This is a genomic window from Oceanobacillus zhaokaii, assembly GCF_003352005.1.
Taxonomy (GTDB): Bacteria; Bacillota; Bacilli; order Bacillales; family Amphibacillaceae; genus Oceanobacillus; species Oceanobacillus zhaokaii.
The window spans coordinates 2456187-2472071 of record NZ_CP024848.1 but is presented as its reverse complement, the minus strand read 5'-3'; the positions used below and the strand labels follow the sequence as shown (position 1 = coordinate 2472071).

Below are 15885 nucleotides of genomic sequence, written 5' to 3'. Positions count from 1 at the left end.
ATGAGTAATGTGTTAGCAATTAATGCTGGTAGTTCTTCATTAAAATTCCAATTAATTGAAATGCCAGAGGAAACAGTAAAAGCAATCGGTCTAGTGGAAAGAATCGGTTTAGCAGATTCTGTTTTCAAGATTGAAGTGGATGGTAAGAAAGAGAAAACAGTTGGCGATATTCCAGATCATGCTGTAGCCGTTAAGAAACTATTAGATGCTTTAATCTCAACAGGGGTTGTAGCGTCATTTGATGAAATTGATGCAGTTGGACATCGTGTAGTACATGGCGGAGAATACTTCGATGATTCTGTATTAATTACAGATGATGTAATCGCAAAAATTGTAGAAACATCGGAATTAGCACCATTGCATAACCCAGCGAACTTAACTGGTATTTATGCTTTCCAGGAAATCTTGCCAAATGTGCCAATGGTAGCAGTATTTGATACAGCATTCCATCAAACAATGCCTAATACATCTTATTTATATAGCTTACCAAAGGAATACTATGATGACTTTGGTATCCGTAAATATGGTTTCCACGGTACATCACATAAATATGTATCAGAGCGTGCAGCAGACTTAATGGGCGTTCCTATTGAAAAATTACGATTAATTTCTTGTCATATCGGAAATGGTGCTAGTATCACTGCAATCGAAGGTGGAAAATCAATTGATACATCAATGGGCTTCACACCACTTGCTGGGGTAACAATGGGAACACGTTCAGGAGATCTTGACCCTGCATTAATTCCGTACATTATGGAGAAAACTGGTAAGACAGCCGAAGAAGTAATTGATGTATTTAATAAAGAAAGTGGAATGCTTGCACTTTCAGGATTCTCTAGTGATTTACGTGATATTCAAGAGCAAGTGGATACGAATCCACGTGCAGAATTAGCTTTAGACGTATTTGCTGAAAGAATCCATAAATATATCGGATCTTATGCAGCGAAAATGTCTGGTGTAGATGCAATTATCTTTACAGCAGGTGTCGGCGAAAACAGTTCTGCTGTAAGAGAAAAAATCTTGCATGGCCTAGAATTTATGGGCGTATACTGGGATCCTAAATTAAACGAAACTCGTGGAGATGAACGATTCATCAACTATCCGCATTCACCTGTGAAAGTATTGATTATCCCTACGAATGAAGAAGTAGTTATTGCAAGGGATACGTTACGTTTAGCTAAATAAAGTAATTAGAAGCGCTTCATGTGTATGGAGCGCTTTTAAATTTTTCCTTGTTGCTATTTGTATAAAGTGCAACGTAACTTAAGATAGCAAATGCACTCGGGCCAGTCCCGGAAATACACGGAGCGCATCTTAGGGCGGCTGGTGAGCCTCCTTGTGCTGTGCACTTCGAAGTCCCACCGAGGCCTTTCCTCCCATAGGATAAGGAAGGCTTCGGCAGCGTTACATCGCAATCAGACAAATTGCTCTTTATTTTCGTGGAGTCTTCGTGTATTTTACGAAACCTACCGACATAGAAGTAGCAAACGCACTAACTATCGAAATTGATCATTGATTAAGGAAAGGAGACTACTTAGGGAATAGCAACGTCTTCTGGTGGATAAGAAATATTGCGAATGTCCGGAGCGGAAATCAACTGTACTCTTAGTTCGCACTTTATATCATCTATTAATATTCGGTTACAGGAAATACCAAAGTAAAATACACTTACTTGCTGATAAGTACAACTAAGGCTGTCACCATGTTTTAAGGTGACAGCCTTAGTGTAAAAAAGAAATGTTATTTTATTTTTAATAGAACAGTATGATTTATTATCGTACAACCAATACGTCACATTCAGCATATCTTGTAATGCTTTCGGAAACACTTCCGATTAAGAATCGTTCCACTGCGTTCATACCTGTTGCACCACAAATGATGAGGTCAGCTTTAAAATCCTTAGCAATGTTTTTTGTGATTTTCACTTTGGGAGATCCATATTCAATGCAGCGAACTAAATCAGTAACACCTGCTGTTTTCGCATTTTCAACGTAAGAGTCAAGTAGTTCCTTTGCGTATTGTTCAGCACGCTCAGCAAGCGAACGGTCATATGCTTCAGCAGTTGCAAAGGTACGTGAATCAACAACATGTGCAAGTATCAATCGCGCATTATTTCTTTTTGCAATGTCTAGTGATTTTTTGAATGCTTTTTCTGCGGCTTCTGAACCATCTACAGCTACTACGATATTATTATATTCCATGATTATTCCTCCCCTTTCCCTTTAAGTATATACCCTATCAGGAAACGCTTCAAACAAAAAATGGAAGAAAAGGAACCCATTATTTTTCATTTTTATTGGACAAACTACGCCTACGGAGGTGGGTCATTTGTCAAAAAAACAAGGTAAAATATCAAGTAATTATGAATTAGATCCTGAGGGTGTGGCAGCTGTACAAAACCAGTTATTCGAAAGTTATCAAAGCGGTGTAGTAGAAGATCAACTTACAAATAATCGAGGGATACACAAGTTTAATAATGCAAAAAAATAAAGTTGTTCAATGAAAGCGGCTCGTCGTTCGATTCGACGAGCCGCTTTACATGTTTAAGGTTCATTTTTAACAGCCTTATTTAATGATTTGCAATTCTTTTGGATATGCGGTGAGGATTTCAGGTCCTTTTTCTGTTGTGAAAATCATATCCTCAATCCGAACACCGCCAGTATTCGGAATATAAATTCCTGGCTCGATTGTGAAGCACATGCCTTCAACAAGCGCAAGTTCGTTATTACCATGCATTGATGGATATTCATGCGTTTCAATTCCTAGACCATGGCCAATTCTGTGTGTGAAATATTCACCATATCCAGCCTGTTCAATTGTAGATCTCGCAGCTTTATCAATATTACCAACTGCTGTCCCTAATTGTGAAATATCGATTGCATTTTGCTCTGCTGCAAGAACAGTTTCGTAAATATTCTTCTGTTCATCCGTAATTGATTTGAAAGCAACGGTTCTTGTTATGTCGGAGCAATAGCCTTCAAACACAACCCCAAGGTCAAACATGACTAAGTCACCAGCAGTAATTTTCTTATTCGATGGATTACCATGTGGGGATGCAGTTTTTATCCCGGAAAGGGCCATCGTAGAGAATGACATTTCTTGTACACCTTGTCTTTTTAATTCATATTCAATCTTTGCAATCAGTTCTAATTCGGTAACTCCTTCAGTAATTGCTTTTACTCCAGTTTCTACACCGAAATCAGCGAGCTGTGCGGCTTGTTTTAATAGTGCATATTCCTTTTTCGTTTTGATGACACGTTGGTTTGCTAAGATTTCTTTGGCATCAAATATTTCTGCATTCGGTAAAATCCGCTTAATTGCTTGGTATCTTTCTAATGTAATATGATCCTGTTCTAGTGCAATTGAAGCTGGAGCAGCCCCATTTTTTTCTAAATGACTGCGGAGTAATTCCCATGGATCCTCGTGATCATAATAGCCAATCATTTCATTTTTCCACCCAGCATTTTTCGCATCTTCTGCTTCCATTTTGGGAAGGATTAGAATTGGGTCTAATTTATTGCTAATGTATACGCCGATTACACGTTCGTGTGGGTCTGTATAATAATTACTTAAGTAATAAAAGTTTGCCTTTGATGTAACGAGCACACTTTCAATCTGTTGTTTGTTAATTTCTGTTAATAAGCTATCCATTCGAGTAGTCAACGTTTTCACCTCTATGTTAGAATATAACTAGTATAACAAATGTAAGGTGTGTTTATCAAAAAGGTTTATTTAAAGGTACGAACTAAGAGGGATGCTTCCTGGCCAGTCGCTACGGAAATACACTACGCTTTCCGTGGAGGGCTGGTGAGCCTTCTCGTGCTGACGCACTTCGAAGTCTCACCAAAGCTCTTCCTCCCGCAGGAGTCTCAGTGTATTTCCTCCGCTGGGATTGTGCAGTAATGATATGTTCTATCCCCCTATTAGAGATAGAACAGCATTTGCCTCTCTTATGGCTGTTGATTGCAGCAGGACAGGAGACTCCTGCAGGAAAAATTACTGCTTTCGATGGAGCAGACCGCGTTGCCTTAAGGTGGTGCGACTCTCCGGAGCTTAAATCAAAGTTACACCTAATTAGCAGTTTATCAAAATTACAACAATCTTTATGAAATGAGAAATTTATATATTTTTTTTGAAACCATTCTGATTTATATTCGTATAACTATTATAACGTCGAAATGAACTAGAGGTGAATTGATGGGATTTTTTTCAAAGTTTTTTTCAAAAAAGGATCAAAACCAGCCTACAACAGAAAAAAGAACTGTACTTAATATGAAAGTAGGCGATATCATCACCTATGAATTACAGGATTTCGAGGTTGTAGGAAAAATTACACTCCGAGATGGCAGCTATGAATGGTATGATTACCAGCTACTAGGGGAAGAGAAGACATTATGGTTGTCAGTGGAAATGGATGATGAACTTGAGCTGGCAATGTATGAAAAGGTGAAGTTCCAAGTGTCTGAGCCATATCCGAAGAAGTTGACGTATGACAATAAAACGTATTATTTGGAGGAAGAGGGCGTTGCGAGAGTAATCGGTGAAGGTCGAAGTTCTAATGTGCATGGAATGGAAACCCATTATGCTGATTATGAGGATGATTCAGAGGAGAACTTTCTCGGGTTAGAATCATGGGACACTGAAATTGAAGTAAGTACCGGATTCGCGATTGAGCCTTATGAGCTCAAGATAATCGCAGGATCCATCTAAAGAAGGATATAATATAAAGGAGGAAAATAAATGTTTAAATTTTTTAAACGAGTAAAAACAGTAGTAGGTTCAGAATTGAATGCAATGCTTGATAAAGCAGAGGATCCGGTGAAAATGCTGGATCAGTACATGCGTGACATGGGAGAAGACATTCGCGAAGTAGAAGCGGCTGTAGCAAAACAAATCGCAAATGAGAAAATGCTGAAACGTAAAGCAAATGATGCACTAGCATTAGTACAAAAAAGGCAAGAACAAGCAGAAAAAGCTGTTGAAGCTGGTAATGATGACTTAGCTCGTCGTGCACTGCAAGATAAGAAGGATCATGATGCGACAGCAGTAGCATTAAATGAATCTTGGGAAAGAGCGAAGGCTGATGCAGATTTACTTCGCGAACGCTTAGATGAAATGAAGAAAGAATATCAAGAAATGAATTTAAAACGCGATTCGCTTAAGGCACGTGCAGAATCTGCGCAAGTACGTACGAAAATAAATCGTACAATGTCATCGATTGGCGATGATGCATCGAAGCGTGGATTCGAGCGTATGGAAGAGAAAGTCATGCGTTTTGAAGCAGAGGCAGAAACAAGTGAAGACTTGTCACAGGCTAGCCGTTCATTAGATGATGAATTTGAAGATTTAATTAAAAATGATGTAGATGATGAACTAGCTGCATTGAAACAAAAAATGGGTAAAGAATAAGGCATGATGGGATCTGACATAAGGGAGCAGTGATTACTGCTCCCTTATGTTCGCAGTAAGAAAGTATATCGATATTTCTTTCTGCATAGGGCAACTATGGCATTCACCTAATGACTTGGCGAATGCCCGGTTTCCTATCGAAAGGGGGATTAAGTTGTTAAAGAGATGGTGTATGCTTAGTGGCTTTATATTATTTATCTTATATTTAACTGCCTGCTCATCCCCTATGGATAATTCTGATCGAGGAATTCAACAGGAAATCACGATAACAGCGGAGAGTATTCCCGATGAATCTGGAAAAGAAGAAATTGAAGCTGCTATTGCTGCAAGTCCGAGTAGCCAAATCGATTCGATTATCGAGGCAAACTTTCCTCTAGTTGACGTTGTGACAGATGAGTCCACTACAGCAGAAATCTATGCAACGAAGGAATTTACCTTAGAAGAACTTGCTAGTGTTTTAACGTCGAAGGTTGAGCCAGAGGAAACTAGTGAGGTCATCGATCAGCAGCAAATCTTTATTTATCCGGATTATTTTGTTACGCTGAAGCCTAGTGTGGATGATGAGAATGTATTGCTGATTGAAGTTGCTACAGAGCAATTTGTACAAAGAAATTATTCACCAAGCTTTTTACAAACATATTTCGGAATTAGGCTTCTAGATAGTATCTTTGGCAGTAATTGGGGAAGCCAGCGGAACTCCGGAACATATTCTGGTTATGGCACACCAAATCGAGGAAATACGACATTTAGGGGCGGCGGTCCGAACACAGGAAAGTAAAAGGAGGGATTATCGATGGAGGCATATATCGCAACGATTGCATATTTTTTCATTTCGATTGTTATCATTTTAATAGGGGTCGTTATTTTTGAACTTTTAACTAGAAAGTATAAGGATATGGAAGAAGTGCATAATGGCAATTCAGCTGTCGCCCTATCGATTGCAGGGAAGATTGTCGGCATAAGTATCATTCTTGCCTTTGCAATTTATCACAGCAATTACATTTATGAAACAGTAATATGGGGAGTATTTGGGGTTGTCCTGCAAATGATTGCCTATGTGCTCGTTAATTTGGTGATAAGAAGATTTTCCGTTGAAGATGAATTGAAGAAGAATAATATCGCGGTTGGTATTATTTCGTTTAGTGTATCAATTGGGATTGCGCTCGTTGTTGGTGCGTCGATTACATAATGTGTTTTAAGATATGGGCGGCCAGCCAAAGCTCGGCCGCTGTTTTTATTTTCGTTTAATGGGGTGTCTGTAGTGAATGAGGAAGCAATAAGAAAAAGCACGATTATTTATTGGTCATCTGGAATTGTTTCAATTTGTGGCATTATCTTTGAGGTTCTGTTTGGTGCGTTAGGATCGTACATATTAGGTGATGGAGTCAAACAGTATACATTAACAATTTCGCTGTTTTTAACGGGAATGGGAATTGGTGCAAGCCTGAGTGAGAAGGTAATGAAAAATCTAATACTTTCCTTTATTTGGGTTGAATTCAGTGTAGGGCTGATCGGCGGATTTTCCAGCTTTACGATGTTTGGGATTACCGCATATGCGCCTGCTGGAACCGATGCATTTTATTTATATTTCATTACGATTTTAGTCGGTGCGTTAACCGGATTTGAGTTGCCAATCCTTATCCGCAAGGCAAATGAAATTGGTGTGAAATTAAATAAGAGTACAGCGAGGGTACTGTTTTCTGACTATGCTGGTGGACTAATTGGTGGGCTGCTATTCGTTTTCCTATTACGCCCGCAGTTTGGCATGGTGAAATCGGCATTTCTAGTAGGCTGTGTTAATGTTCTTGTAGCATTAACCGTGTTATGGCTATTCCGAAAAGAAATACGTAAGTTCTTGGTACATGCCATTTGTGGGATTGTGATATTAGTCGCTTTAATCATTGGTTTGCTATTCGGCGAGGCTGCTGCCTTTAATTTTGAACAAAAGCTATATCAGGACCCAATTTTACTTATGGAAGAAACAAATTACCAGAAAATTATTCTTACACAGGGTGCAGATGAGGATGTGCGGCTTTATTTAAATGGCTCCTTGCAATTTAGCTCGGCAGATGAATATCGTTACCATGAGGTACTCGTCCACCCGACAATTGCCTATGCAGAGAATCCGGAAAAAGTGCTGATTCTAGGTGGTGGTGACGGGATTGCCGCAAAGGAAGTACTGAAATATGATGAAGTCAAGCATATTACTTTGGTCGACCTTGATCCAGCGATGACAGAGCTTGCGAATACGAATGAGCGGCTGCTGAAATTAAATGAAGGTGCTTTGCAAAATGATAAAGTTGATGTGAAAAATATGGATGCCTTTCAGTTTTTAGAAGAATCAGAGGAATGGTACGATGTAATTATTATCGATTTACCAGATCCAAATGACGAAAGCTTAAATAAGCTGTACACGAAGGAATTTTATTCACTTGTCCGTAATCATTTGCTTCCAGGTGGAGCGGCGATGATTCAGGCGACAAGCCCTGTGTTTGCAACTGAAGTATATTGGACAATAGCTGAAACCGTCATCTCGGCGGGATTATATACGGAAAATCTTCATGTTGATGTACCAAGCTTCGGCAACTGGGGATTTGTGATGGCAAGTCGTGGGAAGATTGATCTTCAAACAGTTGATATTACCATCCCAACTCGATTTTTGAAAACGGATCTGCTCCCGAGTTTAACGGCTTTTGGTGCTGACGAGGACTCGATTATCGAGGATAAAAACGGTGATTCAGTTACATTAAAGCCTAATACATTAATTGATCCACATTTAATTCAACTATATGAGAATGCATGGAAAAACTATTAATAGGGTAGAGGAATAGGCAGGGTTCTTGTGGAATAGTTAAGTAGAAGATTATCTAATAGAAAGGGAGATATAATTGATGAAAGTATCTTATCATGGACATTCAGTAGTAAAGGTCGAAACAGGGACACATACGATTTTAATTGATCCGTTTATTTCGGGAAATCCAGCATGCGACTTGGATGAGAGTACAATTAAAGCGGACGTGATTTTATTAACACATGGACATAATGATCATGTTGGTGATACTCTTGACATTGCAAAACGGAATAATGCGCTTGTTGTCGCACCAAATGAACTTGCAGATTACTTCGGTTCTAAGGGATTAAAAGTACATGGAATGCATATTGGCGGTTCCTATCATTTTGACTTTGGACGTGTAAAATTCACTCAGGCATTCCATGGATCTTCCTATGTCGAAGAAAGTGGAACTGTCATCTATGGTGGCATGCCAGGTGGAATTCTGTATACCGCTGAAGGAAAAACGATTTACCACTTAGGTGACACAGCACTATTTACCGATTTAAAAATATATGGTGAGATGAATGAGATAGATGCAGCATTTATACCAATTGGCGATAATTTTACGATGGGACCGGACGATGCGCTTGTAGCCGCGGATTGGATTAATGCTAAGATTGTCGTGCCAATCCATTATAATACATTTCCTGTTATTAAGCAGGACCCCTATACGTTTGCGAGTCAAGTCAGAACGGGTGAGGGACGGGCAATGGAGATTGGCGATAGTATTGAACTATAATTAGAGGTGACGCGAGCTGTATGGCTCGCGTTATTTTTTTGCGTGAGGATGTTTGGCTACGTGGGTGTGGTGCTACTGAGGAAATACCGATATATATGAAAATACGCCGATATCCACCCGAAACACGCCGATATATCCACATAACGCGATATTTGACAAACAAGTGAGCGAATAAAGGACCATGAATGGAAAAAATTGTTTTCTTTATAATTGAATGTTGCTATAATTTGGTTTGTGATACTTTTTACCTATATTTTACATTTTTTGAAAGGAAGCGTTTATCATCCAACTATTATTTGCTCTATTCTTTTTTCTATTTGGCATCACGTTTGGCTCGTTTTATAATGTTGTCGGCTTACGTTCTCCAAAAAATGAAACCTTTGTTAATGACCGTTCTTATTGTCCCTCCTGCAAGCATCAGCTCTCATGGTATGAGCTTATTCCTGTCTTTTCATTCCTTATACAAAGAGGAAAATGCCGTCATTGTAAAACACAAATATCCTTCATTTATCCGTCAATTGAATTGCTGACAGGCTTTCTGTTTGCCTTTAGCTTTTGGGAAATCGGCTTGGAATGGGAATTAATTACGGCATTATTACTCGTTTCGATGCTGATGATTATTCTCGTTTCTGATGTTACATACATGGTCATTCAAAATAAAGTATTACTCTTTTTCTTGCCATTACTGATTATCACAAGGCTGATTCAACCGCTAGATCCATGGTGGTCGCCAATTGTTGGGGCAATCGTCATTGCCTTAATTCTAGCAATCATAATCCTTGTTAGTCGTGGAGGTATGGGTGCAGGTGATATGAAATTATTTGCTGTTCTCGGTGTTGTCCTTGGTGTTGAGAAAGTGCTGCTTGCATTCTTCCTTTCGTGTTTACTTGGTGCGATAATTGGGATGTTGCTAATGGTATTTAAAATCATTAAACGTAAACAGCCTGTGCCATTTGGACCGTATATTGTATTGGCAGCGTTGATTGCTTATTTTTATGGAGATTTGCTGATTGATTGGTATTTGGGGTTAATGGTCTAAAGGGGGATTTCTATTTCCCTTTAACACTTAATCAAAGGAAGGAAATCCCTCTTCACTTAGCAAAACTTACCACATAATTGAATTTTACATTAAATTAATAATTGGCTAATGTGCTAATAGTACTAGAGTTGTAAGCGTTGTGATTTTAAGTAGTTATTTTGGCTCAGTTTTTTAGTTGACACAATTTTTACCAATTGATACTATTGAACTAGTAAAATGATAGATGAAGTGATGAAATACGATTATATATGGGTACCTATATCGTATGGAGCTAGTGGTGCAACCGACCTTTCATAGAATGCGTGAAGTGCTGATATGTAAGGTTTTTTCATTATGTATAAATGTTCGAAAATTACGTCATTTAGTGATTGAGAAGGAAGTTATCTACTATGAAATTATTGAAAAATCCTATAGTAAAGATTGCTCTTGCCTTTCTGATTATTTACTTATTACCGAATGAAGTTGTCGAAGCAGCTGGAAAAGTTTCAGAAGGCTCTGCAATTGCTGGTATACCGTTAGAAGGTTTATCACTAGAGGAAGCAAAGCAGAAGCTAGAGTCGAAAGTGGCGGAATGGCAAAGCGGTGAGCCAGTCATTGCTGTGAGTGAATATGAAAGCATAGCGATTCCCCGTCATTTATTTCAGTTTGACATTGATGCTACATTAAAACAGCTTGATGAGCGGACGGAACGAAATTGGTCAACTTTTTTTATGAAGCTAAAGAATGTGCAGCTCCCGTTAGAAGTCTCGATAGCAAATGATGCGATTGACTGGCCAGCACATGTTGACGTGGAAAAAACCTTGGCAAATGCAGCATTAATCGTAAGTAATTTGGAAGAAAGTAATATCAATATTAAATACATAGATGGTGCAATTATCGAGCAAGAGGCTATTGCCGAAATTACCTATAGTATTCCAGAAGCATCCAATGCAGCGATTAATTATTTAGTTGAAGAGCTTAATGGACTTACCATTGAAGCGGAAAGTGCATTTTCATTCTTAGATACGGTTTCCTTACCGAATGGCATGGACAATTCGGAGGTTGAAATGAGCTTCGTTGCTTCCGGATTATATGCGTTAACATTGCAAACGAATGTCGAAATCACCGAACGTCATCAACAGAAGAAAGTGACGAGCTATGCCGAGGCAGGTTTGGACGTTGAAGTAAATCGAGAAACAAAGAAAAATCTATTGCTGTATAACCCAAATGCATATGCTTATACCGTCCATGCAAGCATCGATGAACAGCAAATGAAGATGTCGATTCATTCTTTTCCAGAGGATATTACATACACATATGAGTTTGAAAACAAAGTCGATGTCGAGCCAAGAACATTGTATCGCTATAATCCTGACTTAGATTTAGGGGAAGAGGAAGTAGTGCAGCAAGGGGAACCAGGAGTACAAATCGAAGTATACCGGAATGAGCTTGCAGAAGACGGAAGTATCAACGAACATGAGTTAATTAGCAGAGATTTCTATTTTCCAACACCAGAAATTATCGAAGTGTCAACAGAAGGAGTAATTCCAGAAGAGGATGTAGCAACGGAGACAGCGGCTCCCGAAGAATCAACGACAATACCACAGCTAAGTCTTGATTCACTCACGTCTGATCTGCTGCCAAGTACGAGTCCAGAATGTACTACAACGGACCAAGTACAATGTGAGGAAAGTGAGACAGATCCAAGTACTCTGCTGCTCGCTTGTATGATGGAAAATGAAACGGAGTCTGCTACCAGAGATCCAGAGCAGGAAACTGATGTTGCAACAGAAGAAGCAGAGAGTAACCCATATTGTGACTTGATGTATTTGTATGTCTTCATGAGCCTGTTTGGCAATGAAGACATACTAACTCAAACGGAAGAAACAGAGAGTGTAATCCAACATGAGGAAATTCCATCTGGGGCAATAAATGAAGAAGAGGTGCAGTAAATAATGGCACGTAAACGATTAGGGGACTTACTTGTTGAGTCAGGGTTAATAACAGACGATCAATTGGCAGGGACACTAGCAAATAAAGGTGAAGACGAGAAATTAGGAGATGCACTGCTGAGAGAAGGTTACATAACCGAACAGCAGCTAATTGAAGTGCTTGAATTCCAGTTGGGTATTCCACACATTAATGTGGCACAATATCCGGTCGAACAAGAAACCATTCAACTCGTACCAAAAGAGTTAGCAAAGCGTCACTTATTGCTACCAATTCGCATCGATGGCAATAAATTATTTGTGGCGATGGCAGATCCAATGGACTACTTTGCGATGGAAGAGCTTCGCATGGCGACAGGCTATCAGATTATGCCTGGTATTGCGACCAAGGACGCTTTGTACCGAATGGTGACAAAGTACTATGATCTGCAGGAATCCATCAATGAAGTAATGGATGATTATTCACGAGAGGAAAGCATGGATGAAACTGGGATTACCGATGAGGATTCACCGATTGTAAAACTTGTTAATCAAATAATAACGAATGCTGTTGCACAGCGGGCAAGTGATATCCACCTTGATCCACAAGAAGTAGATCTAACCGTTCGATATCGTGTGGATGGTGTTCTAAAAACAGAACGAGCATTGCCGAAATATATGCAAAATGTGCTAATTGCCCGAATTAAGATTATGGGGAATCTGAATATCACTGAAAATCGAATACCACAGGATGGCCGGATAAAAGTAGATATTAATAATCGACCAATCGATATTCGAATTTCCTCGTTGCCATCTGTCTACGGAGAAAAAATTGTAATGCGGATACTTGATTTGGGAAGTTCAATGGATCAGCTTGATAAATTAGGATTGACACCTGATAACTTGGTGAAATTCACGAAAATGATTGAAAAGCCAAATGGAATTGTTCTTATTACAGGTCCAACTGGATCAGGAAAATCTTCCACACTTTATGCAGCATTGAACCGTTTGAACTCAGAGGAAGTCAACATTATTACGATTGAGGATCCCGTTGAATATCGTTTGCGTGGCATTAACCAAGTACAGGTTAAGGAAGAAGTCGGTATGACATTTGCGAGTGGATTACGCTCGATTTTACGTCAGGATCCAGACATCATTATGATCGGGGAAATTCGTGATTTCGAGACGGCACAAATTGCGATTCGTGCCTCACTGACAGGGCATTTAGTATTAAGTACACTGCACACTAACAGTGCAATCGCTGCGCTAACAAGGTTAATCGATATGGGAATTGAACCATTTCTCATTTCTTCATCACTTGCTGGTGTAGTGGGACAGCGCCTAGTTCGTCGTATATGCAGAGATTGTGCGGAGGAAGTATTACCAACAGCACGAGAACAGGAGATTTTCCAGCAAGCGGGCATTGAAGCTGGTGCAATCAAACACGGCAGAGGCTGTCCGAGCTGTAATGGGACTGGATATCGCGGTAGGCTAGCAATCCATGAAATTCTGCCCATTGACGATGAGATCAATCGGCTTGTCATGAAAGCAGCTAGCATGGCAGCTATCCGCGATTATGCGAAACAAATGGGAATGCCGTTTCTCATTGATGATGGACTATTAAAGGTGGCACAAGGATTAACGACGACAGAAGAAGTCCTCCGCGTGACCCGAGCAGAATAGGAGGAGTAAATCATGCACGAGACAATTGAAGGATTATTGGAACAAGCATATGGAAAAGGTGCATCTGATTTACATATTACGGCAGGATCAAGGCCAATTTTCCGACTGAATGGCGAGCTTGTTCCTCAAGGGGACACGATACTATCTTCCGAGGATACCGAGAAGATGGCCAAGGCAATTATCAAGGAGTCTGACTGGAATCGATTCATCGAAATCGGCGAGCTCGATTTTTCTTATATGATTGAAAATGTATCGCGTTTTCGTGTCAATACATACCATCAGCGACAAAAAGTCGGCATCGTTGCCAGGGTGATTCCGAATCAAATTCCGAGTATCGAGCAATTGGGGATGCCACAAATTTTAAAAGATTTAGCAAAGAAGCCCCAGGGACTGATTTTAGTTACTGGCCCAACCGGTTCTGGTAAATCAACAACGTTAGCAGCGATAATTGATTATATTAATCAGAGCAGTGCAAAGCATGTCATAACACTCGAGGATCCGATTGAATATGAGCATCATCATCAGAGGTCAATCGTTAACCAGCGTGAGGTTGGCATGGATACCGAAAGCTTCGCAAACGGGCTGCGTGCGGCGCTCCGCCAGGATCCGGATATTATTTTAGTCGGAGAAATGCGTGATTATGAAACGATTTCCACTGCAATTACGGCAGCGGAAACGGGACATCTCGTGCTAGCAACGTTACATACGACCAGTGCAGCACAAACGATTGACCGGATTATCGATGTGTTCCCACCATTTCAGCAGCCGCAAATTCGGATTCAGCTTGCATCCGTCCTTGAGGGGATTATTTCCCAGCGGTTACTGCGAAGGGCAGACGGAAGCGGCAGAATTGCTGCGACTGAGATTTTAATCAATTTGCCATCGGTTGCCAATTTAGTACGCAATGAGAAGGTTGATCAGATTACAAATATTTTGCAGACGAGCCGTGCAGCAGGGATGCATACGTTAGAAATGTCCGTTCGAGAACTTCTTGACGAAGGAATGCTATCCTTTGGCGATGCAAGCCCCTACATAGCAAATTCAGGTGAATATTAATGCCAGTTTATAAATATGTCGGAAGAACGAAGAAGGGAACGATGAAGCGCGGGACGATTGAAAGTGTGTCAAGAAGTCAAGCAATCTCCGAGCTTCGAGAGAAAAGCATTAGCCCTCGTGAAGTTACGGAAACGAAGGCAACGATCTTCAATCGTGATATTGCGATAGGTGGAAGTACAGTAAAGTCCGAGGATTTTGTAATCTACTGCCGCCAGTTCGCTACCTTGATTCGTGCAGGAATTTCGATTGTCCAGGCAACAAATATATTAGCAGCCCAAACCGAAAGCAAAGGGTTAAAGAAGACACTCTTTCAAGTAGAGTCCGAGATTAAAGAAGGGCATTCCTTCTCCGATTCAGTAGCTAAGTTTCCAAAAGTTTTCCCGTCGCTGTTTGTAAACATGGTTCGAGCAGGGGAACTCACAGGAAATATTGATAGCACATTGGACAGACTTGCAAGCTATTTTGAAAAACAAAACTCCTTGAAAAAGAAGATTCAATCAACGATGGCGTATCCAGTGATTCTATCAGTTGTCGTTGTTGCGGTCGTTATTTTCCTAATGCTAACGATTGTTCCACAATTCACGACGATGTTTGAAGACATGGGGAGTGAATTACCAGCGATTACCCAGCTTGTTGTGAGTATGAGTGATTTTATTCGGAATTCCTGGTTGTTTGGCATGTTAGTTGTATTTGTAGGAATCGCTGTCTTTCTATATTTCTATCGAAACAACAAAGTTTTTCATTACTCGGTACACATGGCGTTATTTAAAATGCCAGTGTTTGGCAAGCTGCTGCAAAAATCAGCAATCGCTCGGATGACACGAACATTGTCATCGCTGTTCGCAAGCTCTGTGCCAATTTTGCAGGCACTTACGATAGTAGAAAAAGTCGTTGGCAATCCCGTCATCGGCAGAGTTGTCCTTGCATCACGAGACAGTCTAGAACAAGGGCGGCCGCTTTCTGAGCCAATCGAAAAAAGCTGGGTATTCCCGCCACTCGTTGCTCAAATGATTGCGATTGGCGAACAAACAGGGCAGCTTGACTTCATGCTTGCAAAGGTTGCAGATTTTTATGAGGAAGATGTCGACCGAACTGTTGATACGTTGAAATCACTGATTGAACCGTTGATGATTGTTATTCTTGCTGGGGTTGTTGGATTTATTGTTATTGCGATTATGGTGCCGATGTTCTCGATTTATGGCGAGATGTAAGAATTGAG

15 protein-coding genes, 1 pseudogene and 1 riboswitch are annotated in these 15885 nt (G+C 40.2%); of the genes and pseudogenes, 14 read left to right on the top strand and 2 right to left on the bottom strand.

Features of this window, described 5'->3' with window-relative positions:
- A complete protein-coding gene (locus CUC15_RS12600) occupies positions 1-1185 on the top strand; it encodes an acetate kinase (RefSeq protein WP_114916992.1) in 1185 nt (394 codons plus the stop codon).
- A 587-nt stretch (positions 1186-1772) separates the two neighbouring features.
- Here the strand turns inward: CUC15_RS12600 and CUC15_RS12595 are convergent.
- Positions 1773-2201 (bottom strand): universal stress protein, encoded by a 429-nt coding sequence (locus tag CUC15_RS12595; RefSeq protein WP_114916991.1) that lies wholly within the window; start codon positions 2199-2201, stop codon positions 1773-1775.
- Positions 2202-2328: 127 nt separating this feature from the next.
- Here CUC15_RS12595 and CUC15_RS20275 point away from each other — a divergent pair, with 127 nt between their 5' ends.
- A complete protein-coding gene (locus CUC15_RS20275) occupies positions 2329-2490 on the top strand; it encodes a hypothetical protein (RefSeq protein WP_205317605.1) in 162 nt (53 codons plus the stop codon).
- Positions 2491-2565: 75 nt separating this feature from the next.
- On the opposite strand, the gene CUC15_RS12590 is transcribed toward CUC15_RS20275, so the two are convergent.
- Positions 2566-3663 carry a M24 family metallopeptidase gene (locus tag CUC15_RS12590; protein WP_114916990.1) on the bottom strand — a complete coding sequence of 366 codons (1098 nt, stop codon included), beginning with the start codon at positions 3661-3663 and terminating at the stop codon, positions 2566-2568.
- A gap of 534 nt (positions 3664-4197) precedes the next feature.
- Here CUC15_RS12590 and CUC15_RS12580 point away from each other — a divergent pair.
- From CUC15_RS12580 to CUC15_RS12530, 12 genes and pseudogenes are all read left to right on the top strand, one after another.
- A complete protein-coding gene (locus CUC15_RS12580) occupies positions 4198-4710 on the top strand; it encodes a DUF4178 domain-containing protein (protein ID WP_114916988.1) in 513 nt (170 codons plus the stop codon).
- A gap of 30 nt (positions 4711-4740) precedes the next feature.
- Positions 4741-5409 (top strand): PspA/IM30 family protein, encoded by a 669-nt coding sequence (locus CUC15_RS12575; RefSeq protein WP_114916987.1) that lies wholly within the window; start codon positions 4741-4743, stop codon positions 5407-5409.
- Between the two features lie 154 nt (positions 5410-5563).
- Positions 5564-6187 (top strand): DUF4247 domain-containing protein, encoded by a 624-nt coding sequence (locus tag CUC15_RS12570; protein ID WP_114916986.1) that lies wholly within the window; start codon positions 5564-5566, stop codon positions 6185-6187.
- A 15-nt stretch (positions 6188-6202) separates the two neighbouring features.
- The gene (locus CUC15_RS12565) at positions 6203-6598 is read left to right on the top strand and encodes a DUF350 domain-containing protein (protein WP_114916985.1); all 396 of its coding nucleotides are present in this window, start codon (positions 6203-6205) and stop codon (positions 6596-6598) included.
- Positions 6599-6661: 63 nt separating this feature from the next.
- Positions 6662-8224, top strand: coding sequence for a polyamine aminopropyltransferase (locus tag CUC15_RS12560; RefSeq protein ID WP_242985845.1), 1563 nt, complete (start codon positions 6662-6664; stop codon positions 8222-8224).
- A 76-nt stretch (positions 8225-8300) separates the two neighbouring features.
- Positions 8301-8981, top strand: a complete 681-nt coding sequence (locus tag CUC15_RS12555; protein ID WP_114916983.1) for a metal-dependent hydrolase — start codon at positions 8301-8303, stop codon at positions 8979-8981.
- 280 nt (positions 8982-9261) lie between these two features.
- Positions 9262-9531, top strand: a pseudogene (locus CUC15_RS20725) (prepilin peptidase); the annotation flags it as partial.
- An 18-nt stretch (positions 9532-9549) separates the two neighbouring features.
- The gene (locus CUC15_RS20720) at positions 9550-10020 is read left to right on the top strand and encodes a prepilin peptidase (protein WP_341457156.1); all 471 of its coding nucleotides are present in this window, start codon (positions 9550-9552) and stop codon (positions 10018-10020) included.
- Between the two features lie 215 nt (positions 10021-10235).
- Positions 10236-10316, top strand: a riboswitch (cyclic di-GMP riboswitch).
- Between the two features lie 93 nt (positions 10317-10409).
- Positions 10410-11951, top strand: a complete 1542-nt coding sequence (locus tag CUC15_RS12545) for a G5 domain-containing protein (protein WP_114916981.1) — start codon at positions 10410-10412, stop codon at positions 11949-11951.
- 3 nt (positions 11952-11954) lie between these two features.
- Positions 11955-13610: a GspE/PulE family protein gene (locus CUC15_RS12540; RefSeq protein WP_114916980.1), complete on the top strand. Its 1656-nt coding sequence runs from the start codon at positions 11955-11957 to the stop codon at positions 13608-13610.
- 12 nt (positions 13611-13622) lie between these two features.
- Positions 13623-14666, top strand: coding sequence for a type IV pilus twitching motility protein PilT (locus CUC15_RS12535; RefSeq protein ID WP_114916979.1), 1044 nt, complete (start codon positions 13623-13625; stop codon positions 14664-14666).
- The gene (locus CUC15_RS12530; RefSeq protein ID WP_114916978.1) at positions 14666-15877 is read left to right on the top strand and encodes a type II secretion system F family protein; all 1212 of its coding nucleotides are present in this window, start codon (positions 14666-14668) and stop codon (positions 15875-15877) included. The genes CUC15_RS12535 and CUC15_RS12530 overlap by 1 nt, the downstream gene beginning before the upstream one ends.
- Positions 15878-15885 lie beyond the last annotated feature (8 nt).

Excerpts from the sequence above, each read along its gene's own strand:
- CUC15_RS12600 (WP_114916992.1), top strand. The coding sequence starts at position 1 with ATGAGTAATGTGTTAGCAATTAATGCTGGTAGTTCTTCATTAAAATTC.
- CUC15_RS12595 (WP_114916991.1), bottom strand. The coding sequence starts at position 2,201 with ATGGAATATAATAATATCGTAGTAGCTGTAGATGGTTCAGAAGCCGCA.
- CUC15_RS12580 (WP_114916988.1), top strand. The coding sequence starts at position 4,198 with ATGGGATTTTTTTCAAAGTTTTTTTCAAAAAAGGATCAAAACCAGCCT.
- CUC15_RS12575 (WP_114916987.1), top strand. The coding sequence starts at position 4,741 with ATGTTTAAATTTTTTAAACGAGTAAAAACAGTAGTAGGTTCAGAATTG.
- CUC15_RS12565 (WP_114916985.1), top strand. The coding sequence starts at position 6,203 with ATGGAGGCATATATCGCAACGATTGCATATTTTTTCATTTCGATTGTT.
- CUC15_RS12555 (WP_114916983.1), top strand. The coding sequence starts at position 8,301 with ATGAAAGTATCTTATCATGGACATTCAGTAGTAAAGGTCGAAACAGGG.
- CUC15_RS12545 (WP_114916981.1), top strand. The coding sequence starts at position 10,410 with ATGAAATTATTGAAAAATCCTATAGTAAAGATTGCTCTTGCCTTTCTG.
- CUC15_RS12540 (WP_114916980.1), top strand. The coding sequence starts at position 11,955 with ATGGCACGTAAACGATTAGGGGACTTACTTGTTGAGTCAGGGTTAATA.
- CUC15_RS12535 (WP_114916979.1), top strand. The coding sequence starts at position 13,623 with ATGCACGAGACAATTGAAGGATTATTGGAACAAGCATATGGAAAAGGT.
- CUC15_RS12530 (WP_114916978.1), top strand. The coding sequence starts at position 14,666 with ATGCCAGTTTATAAATATGTCGGAAGAACGAAGAAGGGAACGATGAAG.